Consider the following 21,515-nt stretch of genomic DNA (forward strand, 5'->3'; position numbering starts at 1 on the left):
ATCGCTGGCATTTATAATTATGAACTTTCTTTAAAGACTAAATTAGAGATCGCCTGAGACTTTCGCAAGAGGTCTATATTACCCCGCAGCTACCGCGACGATCAGTATTTGCCCGCTGCTCTGTCGATGTACTTGACCTACATCAACTTGTTCATCTTTATTCTGCGCCTGCTGATTGCTCTCAACGGTCGCGATTAATTGAAACTTTAGTTTATTAAAAAAAACCGCGGCTCGATCGACATCCTGCCGCGGTTTTTTTTTTGATTGGGAATCAAGATAGTCGTCATCCTCTCCTCTGTCCCTCATACAAAAAACTTATATCATGTTCAGAGCCGGCAGGCATCAGGTATAATTTTACTTTTTAATCACTCAATCAAAGCTCTTGTTATCTAATTGTGTCGATCGCGATTTCAATATTAATCACAAATTAATTGGGGAAAACTCATGTACTTAAAATATGAAGATATCAGGACAGTCAGCGTAGAAATTACCTCCCGGTGCAATGCAGCTTGCCCGCAGTGTCCCCGCACCGACAACCCGATTTTGCCGGGGGCGGAATTAAAGATGGAGGATATTGAGAGAATTTTCCCACAAGAGTTTTGCTCTCAGTTGGATTTGGTTTATATGTGCGGCAACTACGGCGATGCTATGACTAGCAATACCACAATTCCGGCGATCGAGTATTTGCACCGCATGGGAGTTCCTCATATCAGCCTGTACACAAATGGTAGCGGACGCAATCCAGACTGGTGGCAAGCCCTGGCACAGGCGATGACAGGAGAACACGATCGCGTAATTTTTAGTATCGACGGGTTGGCAGATACTAACAGCATCTACCGCCAAAATACCAACTGGGACAGGATAATGCAATCTGTTAATGCCTTTATCCAAGCTGGCGGAAAAGCTGTATGGCATTACTTGATATTTGAACACAACCAGCACCAAGTAGAAGCAGCGCGGGATTTAGCCCAACAATTAGGATTTGTCGAGTTTGTACCGAAAGCTACTTCTCGTTTTGTGGCGAAAGAGATTTATGACAAAGAGTCCGCAAATCAACAGCCCCAGAAGGCAGAAAACTCTCAGGTAGAGGCTAAGAGCGATCGCCCCAACCAAGCAGCAACAGCTAATGGATCAGCCCCTCAGCATCAAGAAGAGGGCGCGCTTCAGTTCCACCGACAAGCTGAGGAATGCTTGAAACAAGGGCAACTGTCAGAGGCGATCGCAGCCAGCCAACAAGCCCTAAAAATTCAACCTAATTTTGCAGCAGCCTGGAAAACTTTAGGCAATGCTGTTCAAGGTTTGGGGAAGATGCAAGCAGCAGCAGATTGTTACGCCAAAGCCCTCAAAATTCAGCCTAATTTTCCAGAAGTTTATGCTAATGTCGGCAGTCTTTATGCTCAACAGCAACAGTGGCAGCCAGCTAGTGCTTATTACCAAAAGGCGATCGAGCTTAAACCCAATTTTGCCGGAGCTTATCGCAATTTAGCTAAAGTCTTGACACAGTTGGGGCAACCAGAAAAAGCAAATTATGCTTGGTATCAAGCTATAGCTATCGAAACCTCTCAAGCACCAGAACCAACTTCTTCTGTCCCATCAAAGCCAGCCACCGAAGAACTCCAACCCCCATCATTGGAACAATATAAAAATCCACAGGGAGACCAATTTATCCAAGCTGTAGAAAAATTTGGTAGCCTAAACAATTACTACCGAAATGTAGAAATTAGCTGTCAAACTCAAGCCACCAAAGAGATTTTCATTAGTTTTGAAGCGGAACTCTGGCCTTGCTGTTGGGTAAGCCATACTAAATACGCTGTTTATAACCACACTTACAGACCGCAAATGCTGGCTTTAATTGAAAAGTACGGCAAGGGGTTTAATTCTCTTAGAACTCAATCTGTGAAAGATGCGATCGCCAGAGATTGGTTTCGCGAAGACCTCACAAAAAGTTTTTCCTGTTCCAAAAGGTTGGACGTATGCGCTCACGAATGCGGTAAAACTTTCAATTCAACAGGTTCGCAGTATATCTAAGAAGGAAGAAGTCAGTTGACTGTTGACTGTTGACTGTTGTCACAAGAAGGAAGAATGCGGTGAAGCCGATCGAATTTCATGTCAAGATTCAGGCAGGTTATCGGGATCGATCCCTTGCGATCGCAAATACTCAGCTAGGCGTTCGGCTCGCTGTTGTAGACCCTCGGCTCGCTGTTGTTCTACTCTCAACTGTTCGCGCATCTGCCCCACCACTGCATCCGGCAGGGGATAGACATTTCCTAACTCGTCGTACCAAACCAGAATTTCTTGCTCGATGCCCCCAATAACTTGCTGAGATCGCCCCATGCCCAGTCCCACTTCTGGCATCCAATAGGGTTCGCCAATCTGCTGCCGATACTGCCCGTCAATCAGCTTGTAGGCTTCAAACGGTTGATGGCGATCGCGCCGCCAAAATTCGGGGTTGTAAATAATGTAGTACAAAACTCCTAACCCGGCATAAATCGACATTTTATCGTCGTACTCTCCACCGGGTTTGTGAGACACCATTTCCAATGCTACGATCGGCACAACCTCGTTTTCTTCCCACACAGCATAGCTGCGGCGAGATTTACCCCCTTTTCGGCGCTCCACCCCCAAACTGAGAAACCCGTCGGGGACGACAGGCACTTTGGGACTGATTCCCGTCGTGTGATACACCGCCATATCCACCCCAAAGTACCAATCCATGCGAGCCGACCAAATGCTGGTCAGGACAAACAACAATAAGTTCGGCAGCAGATTCTGGTCTTCGTTATCCACAGGGGTATCGTCCGAACAGGGCAGGTCTTCGGTGGACGGCAAGCTGAATTTTAGTTCTGGGGAAATCATGGCAGTTAACTTCCATCGAGATCGTTAACCTGATTTTAGACTATAGCAACTTTTTGTGAATTTTGAATTTTGAATGCGGTAAAGTTTTTAATTCAACGGGTTGGCACTATATCTAATCAGGAAGAAGCAATAACATTTTGTTTGTGGAAATATCCCAATTTCAGCTAAACTTAAAAATACACCCCAAAACTAGGAGAACTCACAGTGGAAGTTCTAGACATCAAACACAATATCGAAACATTGTCCGATCGACTGGGTACAACCCAGGACTATCTTTGACATCCCCGCACTTACAGCCAAAATTCAAGACTTAGAGCAAATCTGCGCCCAACCAGCATTTTGGGACGACCAAGATCGAGCTCAAGAAACCCTCCAAGAACTTAATGACTTCAAATCTCATTTAGAACAATATCGCGGCTGGCAAACGAGCTTGGAAGATGCTAAAGCTATTTTAGAACTGCTGGAGTTAGAAGCCGACGAGTCGCTGTTCCAAGAAGCCTCATCGAGTCTTTCTCAGTTAACCCGCGAACTCGACCAGTGGGAACTGCAACAATTACTATCGGGGCCCTACGATGAAGGCGGCGCCGTTTTGACAATTAACGCCGGGGCCGGCGGCACAGATGCTCAAGATTGGGCGGAAATGCTGCTGCGGATGTACACCCGCTGGGGGGAAAGTCAAGGTTACAAAGTACATTTAATGGAAATTTCCGAGGGAGAGGAAGCAGGTGTTAAATCGGCTTCTTTGGAAATTGTCGGTCGCTACGCTTACGGTTATATGCGATCGGAAAAAGGCACTCACCGCTTGGTCAGAATTTCGCCCTTTAATGCTAACGACAAGCGTCAAACCAGTTTTGCAGGCGTTGAAGTGATGCCAGTTCTCGATCGATCCGTCAAGTTGGACATTCCAGAAAAAGATTTGGAAATCACGACTTCCCGCGCGGGTGGCAAGGGCGGGCAAAATGTTAACAAGGTAGAAACCGCAGTCCGCATCGTTCACATTCCTACTGGTTTGGCCGTCCGCTGCACAGAAGAACGCAGTCAGTTGCAAAATAAGGAAAAAGCTCTGGCATTACTCAAGGCTAGGCTGTTGGTAATTGCTAAGGAACAGCGGGCTTCGGAAATTGCAGAGATTCGCGGCGACATGGTGGAGGCGGCTTGGGGCAACCAAATTCGCAATTATGTTTTTCACCCATACCAAATGGTCAAGGATTTGCGTACAGGGGTGGAAACAACCGCCATCGCAGATGTGATGAACGGCGAATTAGAGCCGTTTATTCAAGCTTACCTGCGGCAGGAAAATCAGTTGATAGCCCAAACTGATTCAACCGCGCGAATATAATTGGCGCCTTGACATACAAAGTCTGCCTGTGCAGACTAAAGAATCAAGAGCAGTAATGGCAGCGGATTTGCTACAATTTTGAGGTTTTGGGCGATCGCCCGACCTTCAACAGGTCGTGCGGTCAAAAACCTTGATATGATAAAACTTGATCTGACAAACACTAAGGAGAAATAATGACCCAAGTTGTAATAGGCGAAAATGAAGGGATTGAGTCAGCCCTACGACGGTTTAAGCGACAAGTTTCCAAAGCGGGTATTTTCCCCGACATGAGAAAGCACCGCCACTTTGAAACGCCGTTGGAAAAGCAGAAGCGCAAAGCTATTGCCCGAAGGACTAAGAGACGCTTTCACCGCACTAACAAACCCTAGAATTATTAGCACTAAATTGATTCGGCAGATATAATGCCTTGCGATTCTAGTACCGCAGCGACTCGGAGAATCACCGCTTCGCTGTAGGGAGCACCAATAATTTGTACCCCCAAAGGCAAAGCGCCGGGCCGCTGTACGGGCACGCAAAGAACGGGCAAGCCAATAAATGATAGGGGTTGGGTGAACAGTCCGAGATTGGGACGCACTAAGATTTCTTGTCCGGCTATTACCATTTTCTCGACGCCAATTTCAGGGGCAGCTATCGGGGTTGCGGGTGCGAGGATGATGTCTGTGTTTTGGAATATTTCGCGAATTCGATCGCGGTACCACTGTCTGAATCTCTGCGCTTGCAAGTACCAAGTCGCAGGGATCAGGGTTCCCGCTAAAAAGCGATCGCGCGTGGCAGGATCGAAGTCTTGAGGGCGCGATCGCAAATTATCTAAATGCAAGTTTCCACCCTCGCAGGCGGTAATGATAAATGCCGCAGCCCGGGCGCGATCGGATTCCGGTATGGTGACAGTTGCAAGCCCTCCTATTTTTGGGGGGTTTGTTGTTTTTTCTGTGCCTTTACCACAAGCCAAGATATTTGTCAAGGCTTTAGAAACTATTTCTACAGCATCCATTGCTTCGGGTTCGGCCCCTGTAGCGAAATACCCGTCAGCAACAGCAATTCGCAATCCTTCGATACCTTGATTTAACTGCGGCGAACAAAGTTCTGGCGGGCGTTGAGTGCAAACTGGGTCACGAGAATCAGGGCCTTGCAGGATATCGTACAGCAGCGCCATATCTCTGATCGATCGCCCAAACGGCCCCACACAATCCAAACTACTCGAAAATAAATAAGCGCCAGCCCTGGACAAACGACCGTAAGTAGGCTTAAACCCAAAGACTCCACACAAAGCAGCCGGTACGCGGATGGAACCGTTAGTATCAGAACCGAGAGTGATGGGTACAAAACCCGCGGCGACTGCTGCTGCGGAACCGCCACTGGAACCGCCGGCGATGCGCGCAGTATCGCGGGGATTGCGAGTCGGCCCGTAGTGGCTGTTTTCCGTGACGAAACCGTAGGCGTACTCATCCATGTTGAGAGTACCTACGAGTACAGCCCCGGCTTGTCTGAGTCGGGCGACCACCGCCGCGTCCTGGGTAGCCGGAGGATTGTCAGCGTTGATTTTTGACCCAGCTAGAGTGGTAATTCCGCCGATGTCGAACAGGTTTTTGACTGCGAAGGGAACGCCTGCTAAAGGGCCTGGGTTTTCGTTATTTGCGATCGAATTATCTATATTTTCGGCTGCTGCGAGTGCGCTTGATGCAGTGATTGCAGTAAAGCAATTAAAAGCTTTATCCTTAACAGCAATCCGTTCCAAAGCAGCACTTACCGCCTCTGTAGCCGTAACCTTACCACATTTAACAGCCGCTGCCGTAGCAACCGCATCAGCCTTCTCTAAAAAACATCTGCGTTCATCTGCCCTCATCTGCCCTCATCTGCGGTTAAAAATCTAAGGTTCAAACACCGGCGCGACTTCTACTTCTGCGGGTAAAGGGAATTCAGTAACGAGTCGGGCGATCGCAGCTATTCTCTCGAAGTTTACCACAACACCGGGCCGGTGTTCCGGGTCTAAGGGTAAGTTTATCAGTTCAGCAGTGCGATCAACATATTCTTCTATATTTGTCATTAGTCCATCCCAAAAAAACATCAGCGTTCACCCGCGTACATCTGCCCTCATCTGCGGTTGAAAATCTAAGATTCAGATATAAGTGCGATCGATTATTGTATTGTAATCGCGATCGGGCAGTCAGTTATTATTGCTCAGTTTTTTGTATTCCTCGGATTGTCTAATATCATCTAAAGGGGATTTTTGCTTTACTGGTTCATCTGGAAAAAACTTTATAGATGTCTGCGTTTTCCCAGAATATTCTAAACCTCCATTAATTTCTATTTGAAGCTTTCCTTTTTGCCAACCTTTAGAACCAATTCTGAGAATTTGACAAGCGATTCCTTGTTGAGAGGTTTTCCAGGTTATATTCCCTCCCATAATTTTTGTTTCTTCGTTAATCTGTAGCTCTTCCATCATCGTAGAAATCGTATGATATCCATCCTTATCTACAGAAATATCAAGTATACTCCTAAATTTGCTAGCGGCTAGCTCTTTAAATCGGCGCACCGTAAAAGTAGCTTTACCCAATAACAAAACATCATCATCGCCGTCTAGTATCTCATACTTTTTATTCGTTGCAAGTTTATCGTTCATTTTTTTTAAAATTCTGCCGATTCATATTTTATATCATTTCAAGCTATCTGAGTCAAGCTGGTTAACAAAATTAATGGATTATCGCATTTTTTCCACTCAAACACTGACAGTTTCCCGCAACTTTTCAACAGCCACATCCAGCGGAGGCAAATCGAAATCCTCAGCATCCATCAATTCCTTAACCTTCTCAAAAATCTCCACCTCCGCCTCTTCCTGATCCGTCAGCTTATCATAAAAATAAGGGTCAGTAAACCACTCTTCAAACGCTATCATTAACAATCCATTGGGCGAAAGTTCAAACCGCCAATACTTAGAAATTCTGCTGTCAACCACTTCAAACATCGGCGCCGGATTATGGATAGGATAATAGCTATAATTATCATTGCAGATGTAGTACCAAATAGTCCCTTTCCATTCTCGGATAGCATACACAACATATTCCTTGCCTATAGTTAGCGGTAACTTAACCTTTCTAGTGTAACCGCGTGGCGGATCTATATATTCTTCAGGGAGATATTCACCCATATTAGCAATACAACGAATTTTCATAACTTGATTACCTACAGATTTTTAGGGGCGGTTTTGGGATACTGTCGCTTGAATTTAAACTCCACATCTTGAAGAGTCTGACTGTTCCGAAACCAATGGAATTGTAAGGAAGCTCCATTAATTTCAAAAGCCTCAATACTTGTCATTTTATCCCAATTCTCAGAATTTCCGCCATAAACAGCAATAAGTCTCGGTGCATCCCCCAACAATCTATCTGTACTGCAATGAATTACTATACAATTACCAGCCTTAGCGTCTTGCAGCAGAAGTTGTTCCGGCAAATTTCTCGGACTCTCATCGGGGATAGCACCTTGATTCACAATTTAACTGCTTAAAATATTGTTTGTCAAACCGAATAAAAACTCATTTTAGCAGGTTCAGTTTCCGCCAGCAACTTACCCCGCGAAATCACATACCGAACCGCAGCGCGCCTCCTAATTGCATCATAACAATCATCAGCATCCAACCCAATTAAAAACGACATCGCGCAGAACAATGCTATGCTTTTGCTCAGGAATGACAATTGCACTTATTTTAACACTTGTAAACTTTATCCTTTCTAGTAACCATTCAGCCTAGTGAGGCCAAAATCAAGTCCCCAATCCCTTGCGAACCCCCTCCTTTTCCTCCTCTGCGTCCTCTGCGCCCTCTGCGGTTAAAAAATATTACTCACAAAAGCAACCTCTAACGAGAATCACCCCGCAGAAAGCGCAACTACAAATCGCCAATATCAGACAATCTCAAACTCCAGATTGTGATTTTTTACCAAATCAAAAATAAAATGGTCAACCACATTAGTATTGCTCAATTCCAGATTGTAAAAATCAACAAAATCCGCATCAAAATACGGCCCAGCGTGCCAAGTCCCCACATCTAACTTAATAAAACAATTGCCCGGAATCCGAAAAGCAGCCATATCCTCTAAACTCGGTTTATAGCTATCCCCAGGAGGCGCAACCGCCATCAACCAATCTTTCCCATCCAAAGAACCCAAACACTGAGTACATTTAACGTGTCGTGTAATTTTGCCAAACTTGCGACCTTTATGGTGCAGCCGCATAATGTAAAATCTAGGAATACCATTTTGCAAATTTAACTGAGCATCCTCAGCATCGAAAGACTTGCCATCAACAGCCGCAAAGATAACTTGACCGTAACTCCGAAAATTCTCCGGTGTCACCCATTGTGCGGATAACTGCTTAGTCGAAATTGATTCGCTCATAAATCCCAACATCTCTAGCTTGATCCGTCACGAACATTCTAATACAGTAACTCGTCTCTTTTCTCTTCTGTGTGCCCTTTGTTGCCTCTGCGCTTAATTAATTAAATAAAAAAATCTAGTTCGCTTTCTCGATCGCCCAAATTACCCTTACAATCAAACTCAGCACACTGCTGCAAAAAACGAGCCGGAATATCAGGACGAGCACCCCAATGCAAATGCAAATAAGAAGCGTGCACCTGACAAACTCCCCAACCTTCAGCAACCGCCTCAACTTCCCCCCGCTTCCCATACCTCCAACTGTGATAAACTGGATTACTCGGTTCAACAGTTAAATGCGATCGATGAAACTCATGTCCCCAAACCTCATCAAAAGCAGTTAACACCGAACTATCCCTCACCGCCACAGCTTCTCGGTATCCCAGCGTCAAACGCTTTCCCATCGCAGCAGCAGTTTTCAACACACCGACCCCTGGCCAAGAATTGCCATCGAAGTCTACAATAGAATCACACAAATACATCAAACCGCCGCACTCCGCATAAGTCGGCATTCCCGAAAAAATAGCACTTCTTACCGCATCCCGAATTAAAACATTACCGCTCAATTTTTGAGCAAACACCTCGGGAAAACCACCACCAAAATATAACCCTTGCACATTGTCAGGAAAAACCGAGTCATCAAGCGGGCTCCAAAATACTAACTCCGCACCCAACTCTTCCAACAAATCAAGATTGTCCTGATAGTAAAAATTAAAAGCCCGATCGCGCGCAACTGCAATCCTCACTCCAAATTGTTTTCCCAAAGAGTTGACAACATCATCTTTTTGAGTTACAATCCCCGAAGGGAGATTGTGCCTACCCAAAAGTTGCTCAGACCCCTCACCCCCCCCATTTCGAGTTGCAGCCAACAAAGGCAAAAGTTGCTCCCAGTCAAAACTAACAGCAGCCAAATCAGCCAACTTATCGATCGCAGCATGAAGATTCGGCAACTCCTCAGCAGGAATCAAACCCAAATGTCGATCGGGAATAGTAACAGCCTCATCCCTACGCAAAACGCCTAAAATCGGTAAAGTGAGCGGTTTGAGAGCATCTTGAAGCAACTCCAAATGTCGATCGCTAGCCACCCGATTGAGTACCAAACCAGCGAATTTAAGGTCAGGGTTAAAAGAACGAAAACCGTGGGCGATCGCAGCCACAGAACCAGAGAGCCTGCTGCAATCTATCACAAACAATACCGGCAAATTCAGCAAATAAGCAACATGAGCCGTAGAAGCAAAGGAAATAGAATAGTGTTGTTTTCCTTCGGGCTTCCTTAAATTTGTTAAATCCGTTAAATCCTTTACATCTCGTACAATCGTTGCCGAACTTCTATCGGTTACATCCGTTACATCCGTTACGAAATCCGTTGCCGAACTTTCTTCTTCTTTCTTCCGAGAAACCCCATCAAATAGCCCCATTACGCCTTCAACTAAGGCATAATCGACATCTTGAATATGACGAGAAAAACACTTTTTTACATAAGATTCAGACGTTAATACCGGGTCTAAATTCCGACAGGGGCGACCAGTAACAAAAGCATGAAACATCGGGTCAATGTAATCGGGACCAACCTTAAAAGATTGAACATTCAAGCCGCGACGGATTAAATAAGCTAAAAGGGCGATCGTTACAGTAGTCTTTCCCGCACCGCTGCGTTCACCAGCAATTACTAAAGCCATAGTTCTAGATTAGTTACAAAAAATACAGGAATCAGACAGGTGATAAAATTATGAGTATTGGTTTTGAACTTCTCAAATAATACCAATTTAACGAACCGCGAAGACGCGAAGGAAGAATGAGAATAATATAGGTAATTTCGTTGCTTTTTAGAAGTAATTTATAGTTTGGAGTTAAAGAACATTATTAATTCAAAACTCATAACTTCTAACTCACAACTTCCAAAAAAGTAGGGCAGACATTGCCTGCCCCACTGAATATTAACTCAATCCTTCTTCCTTCTTCCCTCTTCCTTCTTCCTTCTTCCTTCTTCCTTCTTCCTTCTTCCTTCTTCCTTCTTCCTTCTTCCTTCTTCCTTCTTCCTTCTCTTTACCGCTTAGCTAACTTCAGTATTTGAGCCGTCACTGCCAAACTTTCTTCGTAAAGCACATCTCGGCCCCAACTCTGCAAGTGCTGGCCCAGCAACTGTTCCGTCACCTGATCGAACAGAGGACTCACCTGGTTAAACCGATCGGTTTGAGCGCCGCCCTTCGTTTCCATCCGCATACAGCCGCCCACTTCCGAACACAGAACCGTACCGCAGTCAGCCTTTTCGTTTGTAGAATTTAAACGCAAAGCAATCAAATCGCCCGCGACATCGCCCGAATCAGCAGTAGGAATAGCAGCCAACTCGGCTTCGACAACCCGTTCGTCGGGTCCCGCGAATTTAATTCGCTTGATTTGGTAATCGCCCTCTTCCTGTTTGAAAGCAACCGGACGCCACTGAAGTCGGCTTGCCAGCCAACCCAAATACATCAGCGCTTGAGTAGAATTATCCTGTTCGTAATCGATCGTCACCCGATCAATTTCCCGAATCGCAGCCCGACGTTCCGGGGCGTCAAAAGCCTCAGCAGCCAACTCCTGCCACGCGGCCAGCCGGCGCCAATTCAGATCCGCGATCGGAATTCCCTCCTCGATCAGACTTTGCATCAACAGCAATTCGGCTTCACACTCGGCAAAGCTGCTAGAGTCAACAATCACAGAACTGCTAATTGCCGCCAGCCGCTGGAACAAACCTCGATCGGCATCAGGATTCGCCTTCCACCACAGCAGCGTCGGCAAATCAGCGATAGTCAACGCCGTCACGATGCCACTCACCCGTTCCAAAGCAGCTTCCGTACCCCGCAGCGTAATGTACTCGCAGCAGATCAGATTGCCCGTGGTGCGCTTGTGAACCGGACAATAAGCAGCCACTTGAGCCTGCACGCCCGTATCTTCCCCCGCCGTCGGGCACAGAGCAATAATCCGGCAGGGATTGGCAGCCACGATCGCGTCAGCCACGCCCGATCCCCCGGAACCCAAACCACTCGATCCCATCTCCTCGCCATTTGAATTTTTGCGAGCCACTTCTTCCCGCAAAGTCGCCAGCAATTCAGCGTTAGGTTTGCCAGTTCTCGGCAGCCCGTAAGCTTTTTGAGCCGCCCTGATGCTAGATGCCGTCATCGGCCCGGTAATACCGTCCACCGGCCCGTCGTAAAACCCCAGATCCGCTAATAACCGCTGAGTTTCTTCGGGTTCGTAGACTACAAAAGTAAAAGTTGTTGCCCTACTAGCGATCGGAGAATCGCCCTTTGAACCAGATTCTCTGTAACTTTCCCAAATTTGACTCAATTCAGCCTCTATCTGGTCGAGCGACACATCTTTAGGATTTTGCAGCGAAACCAGAGGCGGAGCTTTCATCGGTGTCATCGTCATAAATCTTTTCTCCTTTGTTATTTGTTATTAGTCATTAGTCATTGGTTCTTAGTCATTGGTTCTCAGTCATTGGTTCTTAGCTAATCAATAATGACTAATCCTGACCAATAAACTAAGGACTGCTGACTAATGACTCTTAAAGTCTGCGCCACTTGCGGCCGTCTCTGTTAATTAGCAGTTCTGCTTCCGCCGGTTCCCAAGTACCCGCTTCGTATTTAGGAACCAACTGTTGTTCGTTGGACGATTCCCATTCCATCAGCGCCGGCGTTACCACCCGCCAAGCTTCTTCCACTTCATCAGAACGGGTAAACAAAGTTTGGTCGCCCAGCATACAATCAATTAACAGTCGATCGTAAGCATCCGAAGATGTCACCCCAAAGGAAGAACCGTAACTGAAATCCATATCCACCGTCCGCGTCCGCAAATCCGGCCCCGGCATTTTCGCCTCAAACCTCAGCGAAATCCCCTCGTTCGGATGCACGCGCATAGTCAAAACGTTCGGAGTAGTTTGTTGGGCAGCGGACTGAAAAATTAGCAGCGGCACTTCGCGGAACTGAATCGCAATTTCGCTAACTTTTTTCGGCAACCGTTTGCCGGTTCGCAGGTAGAAAGGCACTCCCTGCCAGCGCCAGTTGTCAATCATAAACTTCATCGCCACAAAAGTCGGCGTTGTCGAGTTGGGAGCAACCCCCGGCTCATCGTGATATCCGGGCACCTGTTTGCCCTTCATCCAACCTGCGGAATATTGACCGCGAATCGCTGAGAACTCCAAGTTATTCAAATCTGCCAAGCGAGTTGCTTGCAGAACTTTCATCTTTTCGGTGCGGATGCTGTCAGCGTCGAGCGAGTTCGGCGGTTCCATCGCCGTCAGACAGAAAATCTGCATCAAGTGGTTTTGCAGCATATCCCGCAACGCCCCAGAGGATTCGTAGTAACCCGCCCGGTCTTCTACGCCTACTGTTTCTGCAACTGTAATTTGTACGTGATCGACAAATTGCCGGTTCCACAGTGGTTCAAAAATCGCGTTAGCAAACCGGAACACCATTAAATTCTGAACAGTTTCTTTACCCAAATAGTGGTCAATTCGGTAAACTTGCTGTTCTTGGCAAACCTGCTGCACGACTCGGTTGAGAGCTTTTGCCGAACTCAAGTCGCGGCCGAAGGGTTTTTCAATTACCAAGCGGTGTTTTGCTGGGTCTACCAGCATTTGAGCAGCGCCCAGTTGCCTAATTGCTTCTGGGAAAAAGTTCGGGGAAACTGATAGATAAAATATGTGATTGCCGCGAGTTCTCCTTTCTTCGTCGAGCTCCGCTAAGAAAGCTTTGAGTTTTTGATAGCTTTCCGGGTTGTCAATGTCGCCCGGACAGTAGTACAAACCTTGAGCGAAATCTTGCCACAATTCTTCACTGCCAATGCCGCCGCCAAATTCTTCAATGCCTTCGCGCATTTGCTCTCGGAAGTAATCGTGACTCCAAGGGCGGCGGGCTACTCCCACCACGGTAGTTTCCGGTGGCAAGCGCCGATCGCGCTTCATCTGATAAATTGCAGGTACCAGTTTGCGCTGGGTGAGATCCCCAGAAGCTCCGAAGATTACCAGAATTTGTGGTTCCGGCACCCGTTCTTTTCGCAAACCGACCCGCAGTGGATTTTCAAGTAGCGTTACCATTATTTATTTTCCTTGTTCTAGTGGTGTTAACCCTGCCAAGACACCATGATAGTTTGCGGTCATTTCTGCTAGTTGCTGGGTGAGAGAATTAATCGATTCTTAATACTGCTAGAGGAGGCAGATGATTTTGCTCTCTAGGAACTCTGACACCCATTAATCTCAAAATTCCTAGAGAGAATTTAAAACTCAGCATTTAAGAACCCAAATAATTATCTATTCCGATTCCTAAATGCTTCTGCCTTTCAGGATACAGATATCTGCCTAAGCGACGGGTGACAACTTCTGGACTTTCTCTTGCAAGGAATCCATCAGGGATTGGAACGGGGTGACGAATTTATCAATCCCGTCCAAGAGCAAGTCTGCCATCACTTGGTCCAAGTTGATGTCGATGTCGGGATCTTTGAGACTTTCGATCAGCGTGTAAGCTTCTGCAACGTTGTTCTCAATCCGGGGTGCGACATCGCAGTGATCGAAACAAGCTTCAACGGTGTTCGGCGGCAAAGTGTTAACAGTTTCGGGGCCGATTAGTTCATCGACGTACATGACATCGCTGTAGTTGGGGTTTTTGGTGCTGGTGGAAGCCCACAGCAAGCGCTGTACTTTCGCTCCCTTGGCCGCTAATGCTTGCCAGCGATCGCTCGCTACGATCTCTTTATACTTCTGGTAAGCTATCTTCGCATTGGCGATCGCCACTTTCCCCTTCACCGCTTCCAGTCTAGCTTTTGTGGAAATATCTGTGACATTTTTGAGCTTCTCGTCAATCTTGCCATCGATATTAATGTCGATCCGGCTCAAGAAGAAACTGGCAACAGAAGCAATATTGCTAATATCCAAACCTTTAGCCGCCCGCGCTTCCAAACCGCGAATGTAAGCCCAGAAGGTTTCAACGTAGCTGTCAACCGAGAACAGTAAAGTCACGTTAACGTTAATGCCTTCGCTGATGACTCGCTCGACTGCGGGCAAACCTTGAGCGGTTCCCGGAATCTTAATCATCACGTTTTCTTTGCCGAGGGCTTGGTAATAGCGTATGGCTTCGCTAATCGTGCTTTCTGTGTCGTTGGCGATCGTCGGTGGCACTTCAATGCTAATGTAGCCGTCCAAACCCTTCGACTCTGCGTAAACTGGGGCGAAGATGTCGCAAGCGTTGCGGATATCTTCAAATACCAGAGATTCGTAAATCTCCATTACAGATTTGCCCGCCCGGATGCCCGCTTCGATATCAGCGTCGTAAATCACATTACCCGCGATCGCTTTCTCAAAAATAGCCGGATTAGATGTAATCCCGCGCAGTCCCCTACTTTCAATCATCTGTTTGAGTTCGCCGGACTTGATCAGATCGCGAGTCAAATTGTCCATCCAGATACTTTGGCCAATTTCTTTGATTTCTAACAGGTGATTCGTTGGTGTTGCTGTCATTACTGTAACTCCTACAATTTGATAGCTGTTAATTGGGACTTGGAAATTGGAAATTGAAAATTGAAAATTGGCAATGGGGAATTGGTAATTGGGAGTCGAAAGTTATAAGTTAAAACCCTCTTCCTTCTTCCTGACATCCGTTACATCCGTTACATCCGTTACACAATCCGTTGCCGAACTTCCTTCACTCTTGGACTGTTCTAGGATTGCGCGATCGATCTTGAATAAAAGACTCGACCATCGCTACATTTTCTTTGCTGCCGATAATTAAGGGCGATCGCTCGTGCAGCTTGGTCGGCACAACGTCTAAGATGTCTTGAATGCCTGTACTGGCACGCCCGCCGGCTTGCTCCATCAAAAACGCCAAAGGAGCCGATTCGTAGAGCAAGCGCAATTTGCCTTCCGGGTTTTTCACCGTTCCCGGGTACAAAAACACGCCTCCCTGAAATAAAATCCGGTGGAAATCTCCCACCAAAGCCCCGCCGTACCGGGCGCTGTAGCCTTCGCTGCGGTGTACGTAGCGAATGTAGTCTCTCAAAGATTCCTCCCACTGCCAGAAGTTGCCTTCATTAACGCTGTAAATCGGGCCGCGTTCGGGAACCTTAATGTTTTCGTTAGCTAGAATAAACTCGCCCAAACTGGGGTCGAGGGTAAAGGAATGAACGCCCTGACCGATCGAATAAACCAGCATGGTACTGGGGCCGTAGAGCACGTAGCCGGCCGCTATTTGTTTGTGTCCGTGTTGCAGCAAGTCGGAAGCAGAACCGTCTTCATCGTCCCCCTCTTGCTTGCGGATGCTGAATATGGAGCCGACATTGAGATTGATGTCAAGATTGGAAGAACCGTCTATGGGGTCGTAGAGCAGACTGTAGCGTCCGATCGGACAGTTTTCGGGAATGTAGTAGGGTTTTTCCATTTCCTCGGAAGCCAAGCGGCAGACAAGTCCGCTTTGCTGGAATACCGAGATAAAGACTTCATTGGCATAGATATCCATCTTTTTGACGGATTCTCCCTGCACGTTCGTAGCCCCTGTAAACCCCAAGGCATCTGCCATTAATCCGGCTCTGCTAAGTCGCCTGGCGATCAGCTTGGCCGCCAGCCCGATGCGATTCATCAGAGCGCTGAGATCCTGAGCATCTGCTGAAAAGCTGTGGAGTTGCTGGAGTACGTGACGGGAGAGAGTCGTGCAATCTCGGTCTAAGGCTTGCACCTGATCGATCGGGCCCAGTCGGGCTTCCCCTGTCGGCGCTTGTACCATGATATTGATAACCTCCCTGTCTTGCGGCTCTGAGTTTGGGATTTTCAGGTGCTTGACACTTGCGCCTGTATCGGCTATTAGACCGATCGTCCCCTAACTTCTATCTTAGGGAGGGTTTTGCCAAAGGGCGTCGAACTTTAGGTGAATTTTAGATCCGCATCGAAAATTGAGGAGTTCGATCGACTGTTGAGTCGCGAATTGTATCCAAAATCACTACTTTTTTTGATTAACCGCAGAGGACGCAGAGGGCGCTGAGAGAAAAAGTGGCGATAGAGAAGCCTACGAACGTTGGCTAGCATCTCAAAAAGACCGACAACTTCCTTTGCGCGAAGAAGATGTAGAACCTATTGTTAATTTGCCGGAATTGCTTGCAGGCATTTACGATCGCGTCGGCTATGATTATCGGTTCGATTACGATCAATATCCCGTACGTAAATTTTCGCCAAAGGTGATATGACACTCCAAAATTCTGGGTAAGTTATCCATAGAAATACGGTAATTGAAATTTAAGCAAATATACAGAGTCCGTCATTGACTTTTCTATTGACTTGTTTGAAATATACTCAAACACTCAATTTACATTGCATAAATTTTCAAAATTTGTGTTTTTAAAACCCAAATATAAAATTTTTGTTGGTACTCATCAACCCAGGATAATGCTATGGATATTGTTGAACAAATTCCCCATAACTTAGTCAAACACTATCAAATTAAAAAGCTACTCGGAGAAGGCGGTAGTAGCACAACTTATGAAGCCGTTGACCTCCAAACACACCAGCGAGTCGCACTCAAAGCTTTGTCTTTACAGAAAATGAATGACTGGAAAGTCCTGGAACTATTTGAACGAGAAGCCAATGTTTTATCAAAATTGAATCATCCGGGAATTCCGCTTTATTTGGATTATTTTTATGTCGATACTCCCGATAACCGTTGTTTTTATATAGTACAAGAACTGGCCCAAGGGCAATCTCTAGCAAGCTTAGTCGAAAGTGGCTGGCACGCTTCTGAACCCGAAATTCAACGCATTGCCACACAAATTTTGGAGATTTTAGTTTATCTCCATTCACAGACACCACCCGTTATCCACCGGGATATTAAACCAGAAAATATTGTTTTTAAATCCCCCATTAATTCCCACAAACCAAAAGATTGGGAAGTTTGCTTAGTAGATTTTGGAGCAGTGCAAAACACTTATTATAATACTTTAATGCGAGGAAGTACCCTAGTTGGAACCTATGGTTATATGGCTCCCGAACAATTTCTCGGACAAGCCGTACCTGCAACAGATTTATATGGTTTAGGAGCGACATTGTTGTATTTACTAACCCACCGTTCCCCCGCCGAATTACCAACAAATATACTAGAGGAAGATTTTCGCTCTCAAATTCAGATTTCAGCAGCATTTGCCGATTGGTTAGAAAAAGCGATCACGCCAGATTTAGAAAACCGCTTTCAATCGGCACAAGAAGCGCTTGAATCTCTTCGCAATCCTCGAATAGTTAGCGTTAAATCCAATCCGACGCAATGGAAAAAACGCCTCAAAATAGGAATTGCTGCTGTTGCTGCTGTTGCTGTTTTTAATCACTTTAAATATCCCATCCTCAACCGGATTGGATTTACACCCTATGCAGTTGTCGAGGCTGCCAGACAGGGAGATACTAAAACTGTTAGGCATTATCTGGATCTTGGCATTAGTGCCAATAGCAGGGTAAAGAACGACGAGAATTTACTACACTTGGCTGGCTCAAAAGAGGTGGCAGAATTGTTAATTGCCAAAGGTGCAGATGTCAACGCTAAGGATTCATATGGCCATACCCCATTACACGTTGCTACGGCATCCGATCGCATAAAAGTGGCACAGACGCTAATTGCCAAAGGTGCAGATGTCAACGCTAAGGGTACAGATGGCTATACCCCATTACACTTTGCTGCTATGTTGGATCGCATAAAAGTAGCACAGATGCTAATTGCTAATGGTGCAGATATTAACGCCTGGACAGGAAGTCAATATTTTAATAAAACTCCTCTGTTCTTTGCCCGATCGCCTGAAATGGCCAAGTTGCTGATTGCTAAAGGTGCGGATGTCAATGCCAAAAACAAAAATGGCATGACTCCTCTACATACGGCGCGATCGAAGGCAATAGCAAAGATACTACTCGCCGCAGGCGCAAAAATTAACATCAAAGAAGACAATGCCCGAAATGGCAAGAGTACAGCTTTATTACATAACGCAGTCAAAATAGGCTTTAAGGAGTTGGTACAACAGCTAATTAAAGACGGTGCAAATGTTGCGATTCTGGATAGGGAAAAAAGAACTCCCCTGCATCTTGCTGTCGATCGAGGCTATCAAGATATCGCTGAACTGCTAATTGCTAATGGCGCAAGGGTTAACGCTAGAAATGCGAACGGTCAAACTCCATTGTATCGAGCGATCGCGATCGGACACAATGAGATTGCTGCACTGCTAATTAACAACGGTACAGATGTCAATAATATAGATGAATCTGGCACAACTCCACTGCACAAAGCCGCACATTATGGCACTGTAGAAATCTTAAAATTGCTGATTGCTAAAGGTGCAGAAATTAATATCCAGGATAATCAAAGAAAAACTCCACTGGATATCGCCGTAGACCTGAAACTTCAGGATACAGTGGCGCTGCTAATTAGTAAAAACCCAGATGTTAATAGTGAAGACAAAGAAGGCAGAACTTTACTGCATATCGCTGTCGATTTCAAACTTGAGGATGTAGCCAAACAACTCATTGCCAAAGGTGCATTCGTTAATGCCAAAAATAACTTGCTTCAAACTCCCCTGCATCTTGCTGTCGATCGAGGCTATCAAGATATCGCTGAACTGCTACTTGCTAATGGCGCAAGGGTTAACGCTAGAAATGCGGACGGTCAAACTCCATTGTATCAAGCGATCGCGATCGGACACAATGATATTGCTGCACTGCTAATTAAAAACGGTGCAGATGTTAATAATAGAGATATGTGTAACACAACTCCACTCCACAAAGCAGCACATTATGGCACTGTAGAAATCTTAAAATTACTGATTGCTAAAGGTGCAAAAATTGACGCTACAAACTGCGATGGCGACACGCCGCTAAAGATAGCAGAAACCAACTGGAACCCCGACCGAGACCCAGCAGCAAAAATACTCAGATCTCGCGGCGCAACAGACTAATTATCTAAAATCAACCCAGGCACAAAAATATGAAAACACTACAACGATCGGAAAAAATCATTGCTGAAAGATATCGCATAATCGGTAAATTAGGGCAGGGTGGAGTTGGGATTACCTATGCTGCTGTAGATTTAAACAGCAATCAAAAAGTTGCACTCAAAGCTTTATCCCTGCGCCTGACAACTGAATGGAAGAAAATCGAGTTATTTGAACGAGAAGCAAAAACTTTATCGGGATTGAATCATCCGGGAATTCCTCGCTACATTGACTACTTTCAAGTTGATACTTCCCAAGATCGTTGTTTTTATATCGCCCAACAACTCGCACCGGGAAAATCTCTCGCACAGTTGATAGAAAATGGCTGGAAACCAAATGAAGCGCAAGTTCGTCATATCGCCTATCAATTGCTAGAAATTCTAGCTTACCTGCAATCGCTGTTACCTGCTGCTATCCACCGAGATATTAAACCTCAAAATATTATTCTGCAAAAAAATGGGCGAGTATTCCTAGTTGATTTTGGCGCAGTTCAAAATACTTACCACCATACCGTTACTGGAGGCAGTACCGTTGCCGGAACCTACGGTTACATGGCACCAGAACAATTCCGAGGAAAAGCTGTATTATCAACAGATTTGTATGGATTGGGAACAACGCTAATTTTCTTGTTAACCCAGAAATTTCCATCGGATTTACCCAGAGAAAAGCTGAAGGTAAAATTCCGCGAGATCGTCTCTATTTCTGCAGAGTTTTCGGACTGGTTAGAGAAGATAATTGAACCCGCAATTGAAGATAGATTTCACTCAGCAAAAGATGCTTTATCAGCGCTGCGAGGGGAACAACCAAGGGGGATTAATTCCGACAAAATGTTTCAGCGATCGCCCCAATTCCGAATTACTTTAATTGACACTAAACGGTGGTTATTAATCAAGATACACCCCGATCGTTCACCTAGCAAACTCAAGTGGTTTTTCCAGTTCATTCATCTGAGTTATAAATTTTTACTTCCATTCTCTTTGATTCTGGGATTTGTTCTATCTAGCTTGTCTTGTGAATACACTACAACCGATTGGCTACTTACATTATTTTGGAGATTTTTCGTTATATCATTCCTGGCTATAACAACATTTACCCTATTTTATGCTTTGATGTGGTTGTGTAGGTGCTTGTGTAGTAGGATTGCTTCTCGTCTATTCATCAGACCAATTCAAATCAGTTCTCAAGATATCCAGCGGGTAAAGTTGAGCGGAATTCATCTGCCATTGCTCAAAAAATCGATTAGTTTTTGCCGGATTCGCGCCAAGTCGCGTAACTATTGTTTTGGCTTATTTTTGCCACAAGCTGAGAAAGAATGGTTGGTAAGAGAATTGAGTGATTGTTTAAGTAAACTAAAATAAATCATTGTTGTTATCCACAGATTTGATTAAAAACCCGTTTTTTTTTGGAGTGCGTGGGTTAAGTAAATGCGAAAGCATAGAAAATTTTATGTACTAATTTAGACAATGATAATCATCAAAAAATCCTGGATCTGGCATGAGAATAAAACTATAAAGAATCTCGATATTTATGAAATAGGACTGCAAAAGGGGAAGGCGATCGCACTTGTTGAATACGTAGCTAAAAAGATTAGTTGAGAGTCGCGATCGCCTTTTCGATTGGTTATGCTTGAGTCAGGGCGATCGTTTCTGCCAAGTGACTTACCAACACAAATAAAGCTGTTTGTGCTTAAACACCATAAAGGTAAGAAATATCTCGCCCTGGCTAGGGTAGTGTCGTTAATACAGCACTTTGCGTGACTAAGAGGTACAGTAACAGCAGTGAGCAAAATAATTTTCGATTTGCTTACTTGAACATAATTTCACTCCCAATTCCAAGAGTTTTTCCACAATCTGTACACTTCGAGGTACAAATCTCCTGAGCCATGCCTTTAATTCCCACCATAAATGTTCGAT

The 21,515-nt window shown here is 45.5% G+C and carries 18 protein-coding genes; 6 read left to right on the forward strand and 12 right to left on the reverse strand.

What is annotated here, in order from left to right; all coding sequences use genetic code 11:
* The first annotated feature begins 444 nt into the window (after positions 1-444).
* Positions 445-2,028 carry a tetratricopeptide repeat protein gene (locus QT994_RS25145; protein ID WP_333179430.1) on the forward strand — a complete coding sequence of 528 codons (1,584 nt, stop codon included), beginning with the start codon at positions 445-447 and terminating at the stop codon, positions 2,026-2,028.
* A gap of 81 nt (positions 2,029-2,109) precedes the next feature.
* On the opposite strand, the gene QT994_RS25150 is transcribed toward QT994_RS25145, so the two are convergent.
* A complete protein-coding gene (locus QT994_RS25150) occupies positions 2,110-2,856 on the reverse strand; it encodes a Uma2 family endonuclease (RefSeq protein ID WP_333179433.1) in 747 nt (248 codons plus the stop codon).
* A 204-nt stretch (positions 2,857-3,060) separates the two neighbouring features.
* Here QT994_RS25150 and prfB point away from each other — a divergent pair.
* Both prfB and rpsU read left to right on the forward strand, forming a co-directional pair.
* Positions 3,061-4,195 (forward strand): peptide chain release factor 2 gene (gene prfB, locus QT994_RS25155; RefSeq protein WP_333044280.1). Its coding sequence is split into 2 segments (ribosomal slippage): positions 3,061-3,132 and positions 3,134-4,195, totalling 1,134 coding nucleotides; the frame shifts between segments, so codons are not numbered across the junction.
* Between the two features lie 173 nt (positions 4,196-4,368).
* Positions 4,369-4,563 (forward strand): 30S ribosomal protein S21, encoded by a 195-nt coding sequence (gene rpsU / locus QT994_RS25160; RefSeq protein WP_333044279.1) that lies wholly within the window; start codon positions 4,369-4,371, stop codon positions 4,561-4,563.
* Between the two features lie 11 nt (positions 4,564-4,574).
* On the opposite strand, the gene QT994_RS25165 is transcribed toward rpsU, so the two are convergent.
* The 11 genes from QT994_RS25165 to fbp form a co-directional block, all read right to left on the reverse strand.
* Positions 4,575-6,038, reverse strand: coding sequence for an AtzE family amidohydrolase (locus QT994_RS25165; protein ID WP_333179435.1), 1,464 nt, complete (start codon positions 6,036-6,038; stop codon positions 4,575-4,577).
* 24 nt (positions 6,039-6,062) lie between these two features.
* A complete protein-coding gene (locus tag QT994_RS25170) occupies positions 6,063-6,239 on the reverse strand; it encodes a DUF4089 domain-containing protein (RefSeq protein ID WP_333179437.1) in 177 nt (58 codons plus the stop codon).
* Between the two features lie 120 nt (positions 6,240-6,359).
* Positions 6,360-6,815, reverse strand: a complete 456-nt coding sequence (locus tag QT994_RS25175; RefSeq protein WP_333179439.1) for a KGK domain-containing protein — start codon at positions 6,813-6,815, stop codon at positions 6,360-6,362.
* A gap of 96 nt (positions 6,816-6,911) precedes the next feature.
* Positions 6,912-7,364 carry a hypothetical protein gene (locus tag QT994_RS25180; RefSeq protein ID WP_333179441.1) on the reverse strand — a complete coding sequence of 151 codons (453 nt, stop codon included), beginning with the start codon at positions 7,362-7,364 and terminating at the stop codon, positions 6,912-6,914.
* Between the two features lie 11 nt (positions 7,365-7,375).
* Positions 7,376-7,684 (reverse strand): hypothetical protein, encoded by a 309-nt coding sequence (locus QT994_RS25185; RefSeq protein ID WP_333179443.1) that lies wholly within the window; start codon positions 7,682-7,684, stop codon positions 7,376-7,378.
* 410 nt (positions 7,685-8,094) lie between these two features.
* Positions 8,095-8,586 (reverse strand): ureidoglycolate lyase, encoded by a 492-nt coding sequence (locus QT994_RS25190; RefSeq protein WP_333179445.1) that lies wholly within the window; start codon positions 8,584-8,586, stop codon positions 8,095-8,097.
* A 101-nt stretch (positions 8,587-8,687) separates the two neighbouring features.
* Positions 8,688-10,301, reverse strand: coding sequence for a cobyrinate a,c-diamide synthase (locus tag QT994_RS25195; protein ID WP_333179448.1), 1,614 nt, complete (start codon positions 10,299-10,301; stop codon positions 8,688-8,690).
* Between the two features lie 367 nt (positions 10,302-10,668).
* The gene (opcA, locus tag QT994_RS25200) at positions 10,669-12,033 is read right to left on the reverse strand and encodes a glucose-6-phosphate dehydrogenase assembly protein OpcA (protein WP_333044271.1); all 1,365 of its coding nucleotides are present in this window, start codon (positions 12,031-12,033) and stop codon (positions 10,669-10,671) included.
* Between the two features lie 136 nt (positions 12,034-12,169).
* On the reverse strand, positions 12,170-13,699 hold the full coding sequence (gene zwf, locus QT994_RS25205; RefSeq protein WP_333179450.1) for a glucose-6-phosphate dehydrogenase: 1,530 nt from the start codon (positions 13,697-13,699) through the stop codon (positions 12,170-12,172).
* A gap of 261 nt (positions 13,700-13,960) precedes the next feature.
* On the reverse strand, positions 13,961-15,115 hold the full coding sequence (tal, locus tag QT994_RS25210) for a transaldolase (protein ID WP_333179453.1): 1,155 nt from the start codon (positions 15,113-15,115) through the stop codon (positions 13,961-13,963).
* Between the two features lie 184 nt (positions 15,116-15,299).
* Positions 15,300-16,373 (reverse strand): class 1 fructose-bisphosphatase, encoded by a 1,074-nt coding sequence (gene fbp / locus QT994_RS25215; RefSeq protein WP_333179456.1) that lies wholly within the window; start codon positions 16,371-16,373, stop codon positions 15,300-15,302.
* 322 nt (positions 16,374-16,695) lie between these two features.
* Here fbp and QT994_RS25220 point away from each other — a divergent pair, with 322 nt between their 5' ends.
* From QT994_RS25220 to QT994_RS25230, 3 genes are all read left to right on the forward strand, one after another.
* On the forward strand, positions 16,696-16,830 hold the full coding sequence (locus tag QT994_RS25220; RefSeq protein ID WP_333179459.1) for a DUF4058 family protein: 135 nt from the start codon (positions 16,696-16,698) through the stop codon (positions 16,828-16,830).
* 204 nt (positions 16,831-17,034) lie between these two features.
* Entirely contained in the window at positions 17,035-19,566 is a 2,532-nt protein-coding gene (locus tag QT994_RS25225) for an ankyrin repeat domain-containing protein (RefSeq protein ID WP_333179461.1), read from the forward strand.
* A 29-nt stretch (positions 19,567-19,595) separates the two neighbouring features.
* Positions 19,596-20,960, forward strand: coding sequence for a serine/threonine-protein kinase (locus QT994_RS25230; protein ID WP_333179464.1), 1,365 nt, complete (start codon positions 19,596-19,598; stop codon positions 20,958-20,960).
* Positions 20,961-21,515 lie beyond the last annotated feature (555 nt).

Origin of the sequence: Microcoleus sp. S13_B4, assembly GCF_036700885.1 — a bacterium.
Lineage (GTDB): Bacteria > Cyanobacteriota > Cyanobacteriia > Cyanobacteriales > Microcoleaceae > Microcoleus.

Coding starts and splice junctions, on each gene's coding strand:
- QT994_RS25145 (WP_333179430.1), top strand. CDS start 445: ATGTACTTAAAATATGAAGATATCAGGACAGTCAGCGTAGAAATTACC.
- QT994_RS25150 (WP_333179433.1), bottom strand. CDS start 2,856: ATGATTTCCCCAGAACTAAAATTCAGCTTGCCGTCCACCGAAGACCTG.
- rpsU (WP_333044279.1), top strand. CDS start 4,369: ATGACCCAAGTTGTAATAGGCGAAAATGAAGGGATTGAGTCAGCCCTA.
- QT994_RS25165 (WP_333179435.1), bottom strand. CDS start 6,038: ATGAGGGCAGATGAACGCAGATGTTTTTTAGAGAAGGCTGATGCGGTT.
- QT994_RS25170 (WP_333179437.1), bottom strand. CDS start 6,239: ATGACAAATATAGAAGAATATGTTGATCGCACTGCTGAACTGATAAAC.
- QT994_RS25175 (WP_333179439.1), bottom strand. CDS start 6,815: ATGAACGATAAACTTGCAACGAATAAAAAGTATGAGATACTAGACGGC.
- QT994_RS25180 (WP_333179441.1), bottom strand. CDS start 7,364: ATGAAAATTCGTTGTATTGCTAATATGGGTGAATATCTCCCTGAAGAA.
- QT994_RS25190 (WP_333179445.1), bottom strand. CDS start 8,586: ATGAGCGAATCAATTTCGACTAAGCAGTTATCCGCACAATGGGTGACA.
- QT994_RS25195 (WP_333179448.1), bottom strand. CDS start 10,301: ATGGCTTTAGTAATTGCTGGTGAACGCAGCGGTGCGGGAAAGACTACT.
- opcA (WP_333044271.1), bottom strand. CDS start 12,033: ATGACGATGACACCGATGAAAGCTCCGCCTCTGGTTTCGCTGCAAAAT.
- zwf (WP_333179450.1), bottom strand. CDS start 13,699: ATGGTAACGCTACTTGAAAATCCACTGCGGGTCGGTTTGCGAAAAGAA.
- tal (WP_333179453.1), bottom strand. CDS start 15,115: ATGACAGCAACACCAACGAATCACCTGTTAGAAATCAAAGAAATTGGC.
- fbp (WP_333179456.1), bottom strand. CDS start 16,373: ATGGTACAAGCGCCGACAGGGGAAGCCCGACTGGGCCCGATCGATCAG.
- QT994_RS25225 (WP_333179461.1), top strand. CDS start 17,035: ATGGATATTGTTGAACAAATTCCCCATAACTTAGTCAAACACTATCAA.
- QT994_RS25230 (WP_333179464.1), top strand. CDS start 19,596: ATGAAAACACTACAACGATCGGAAAAAATCATTGCTGAAAGATATCGC.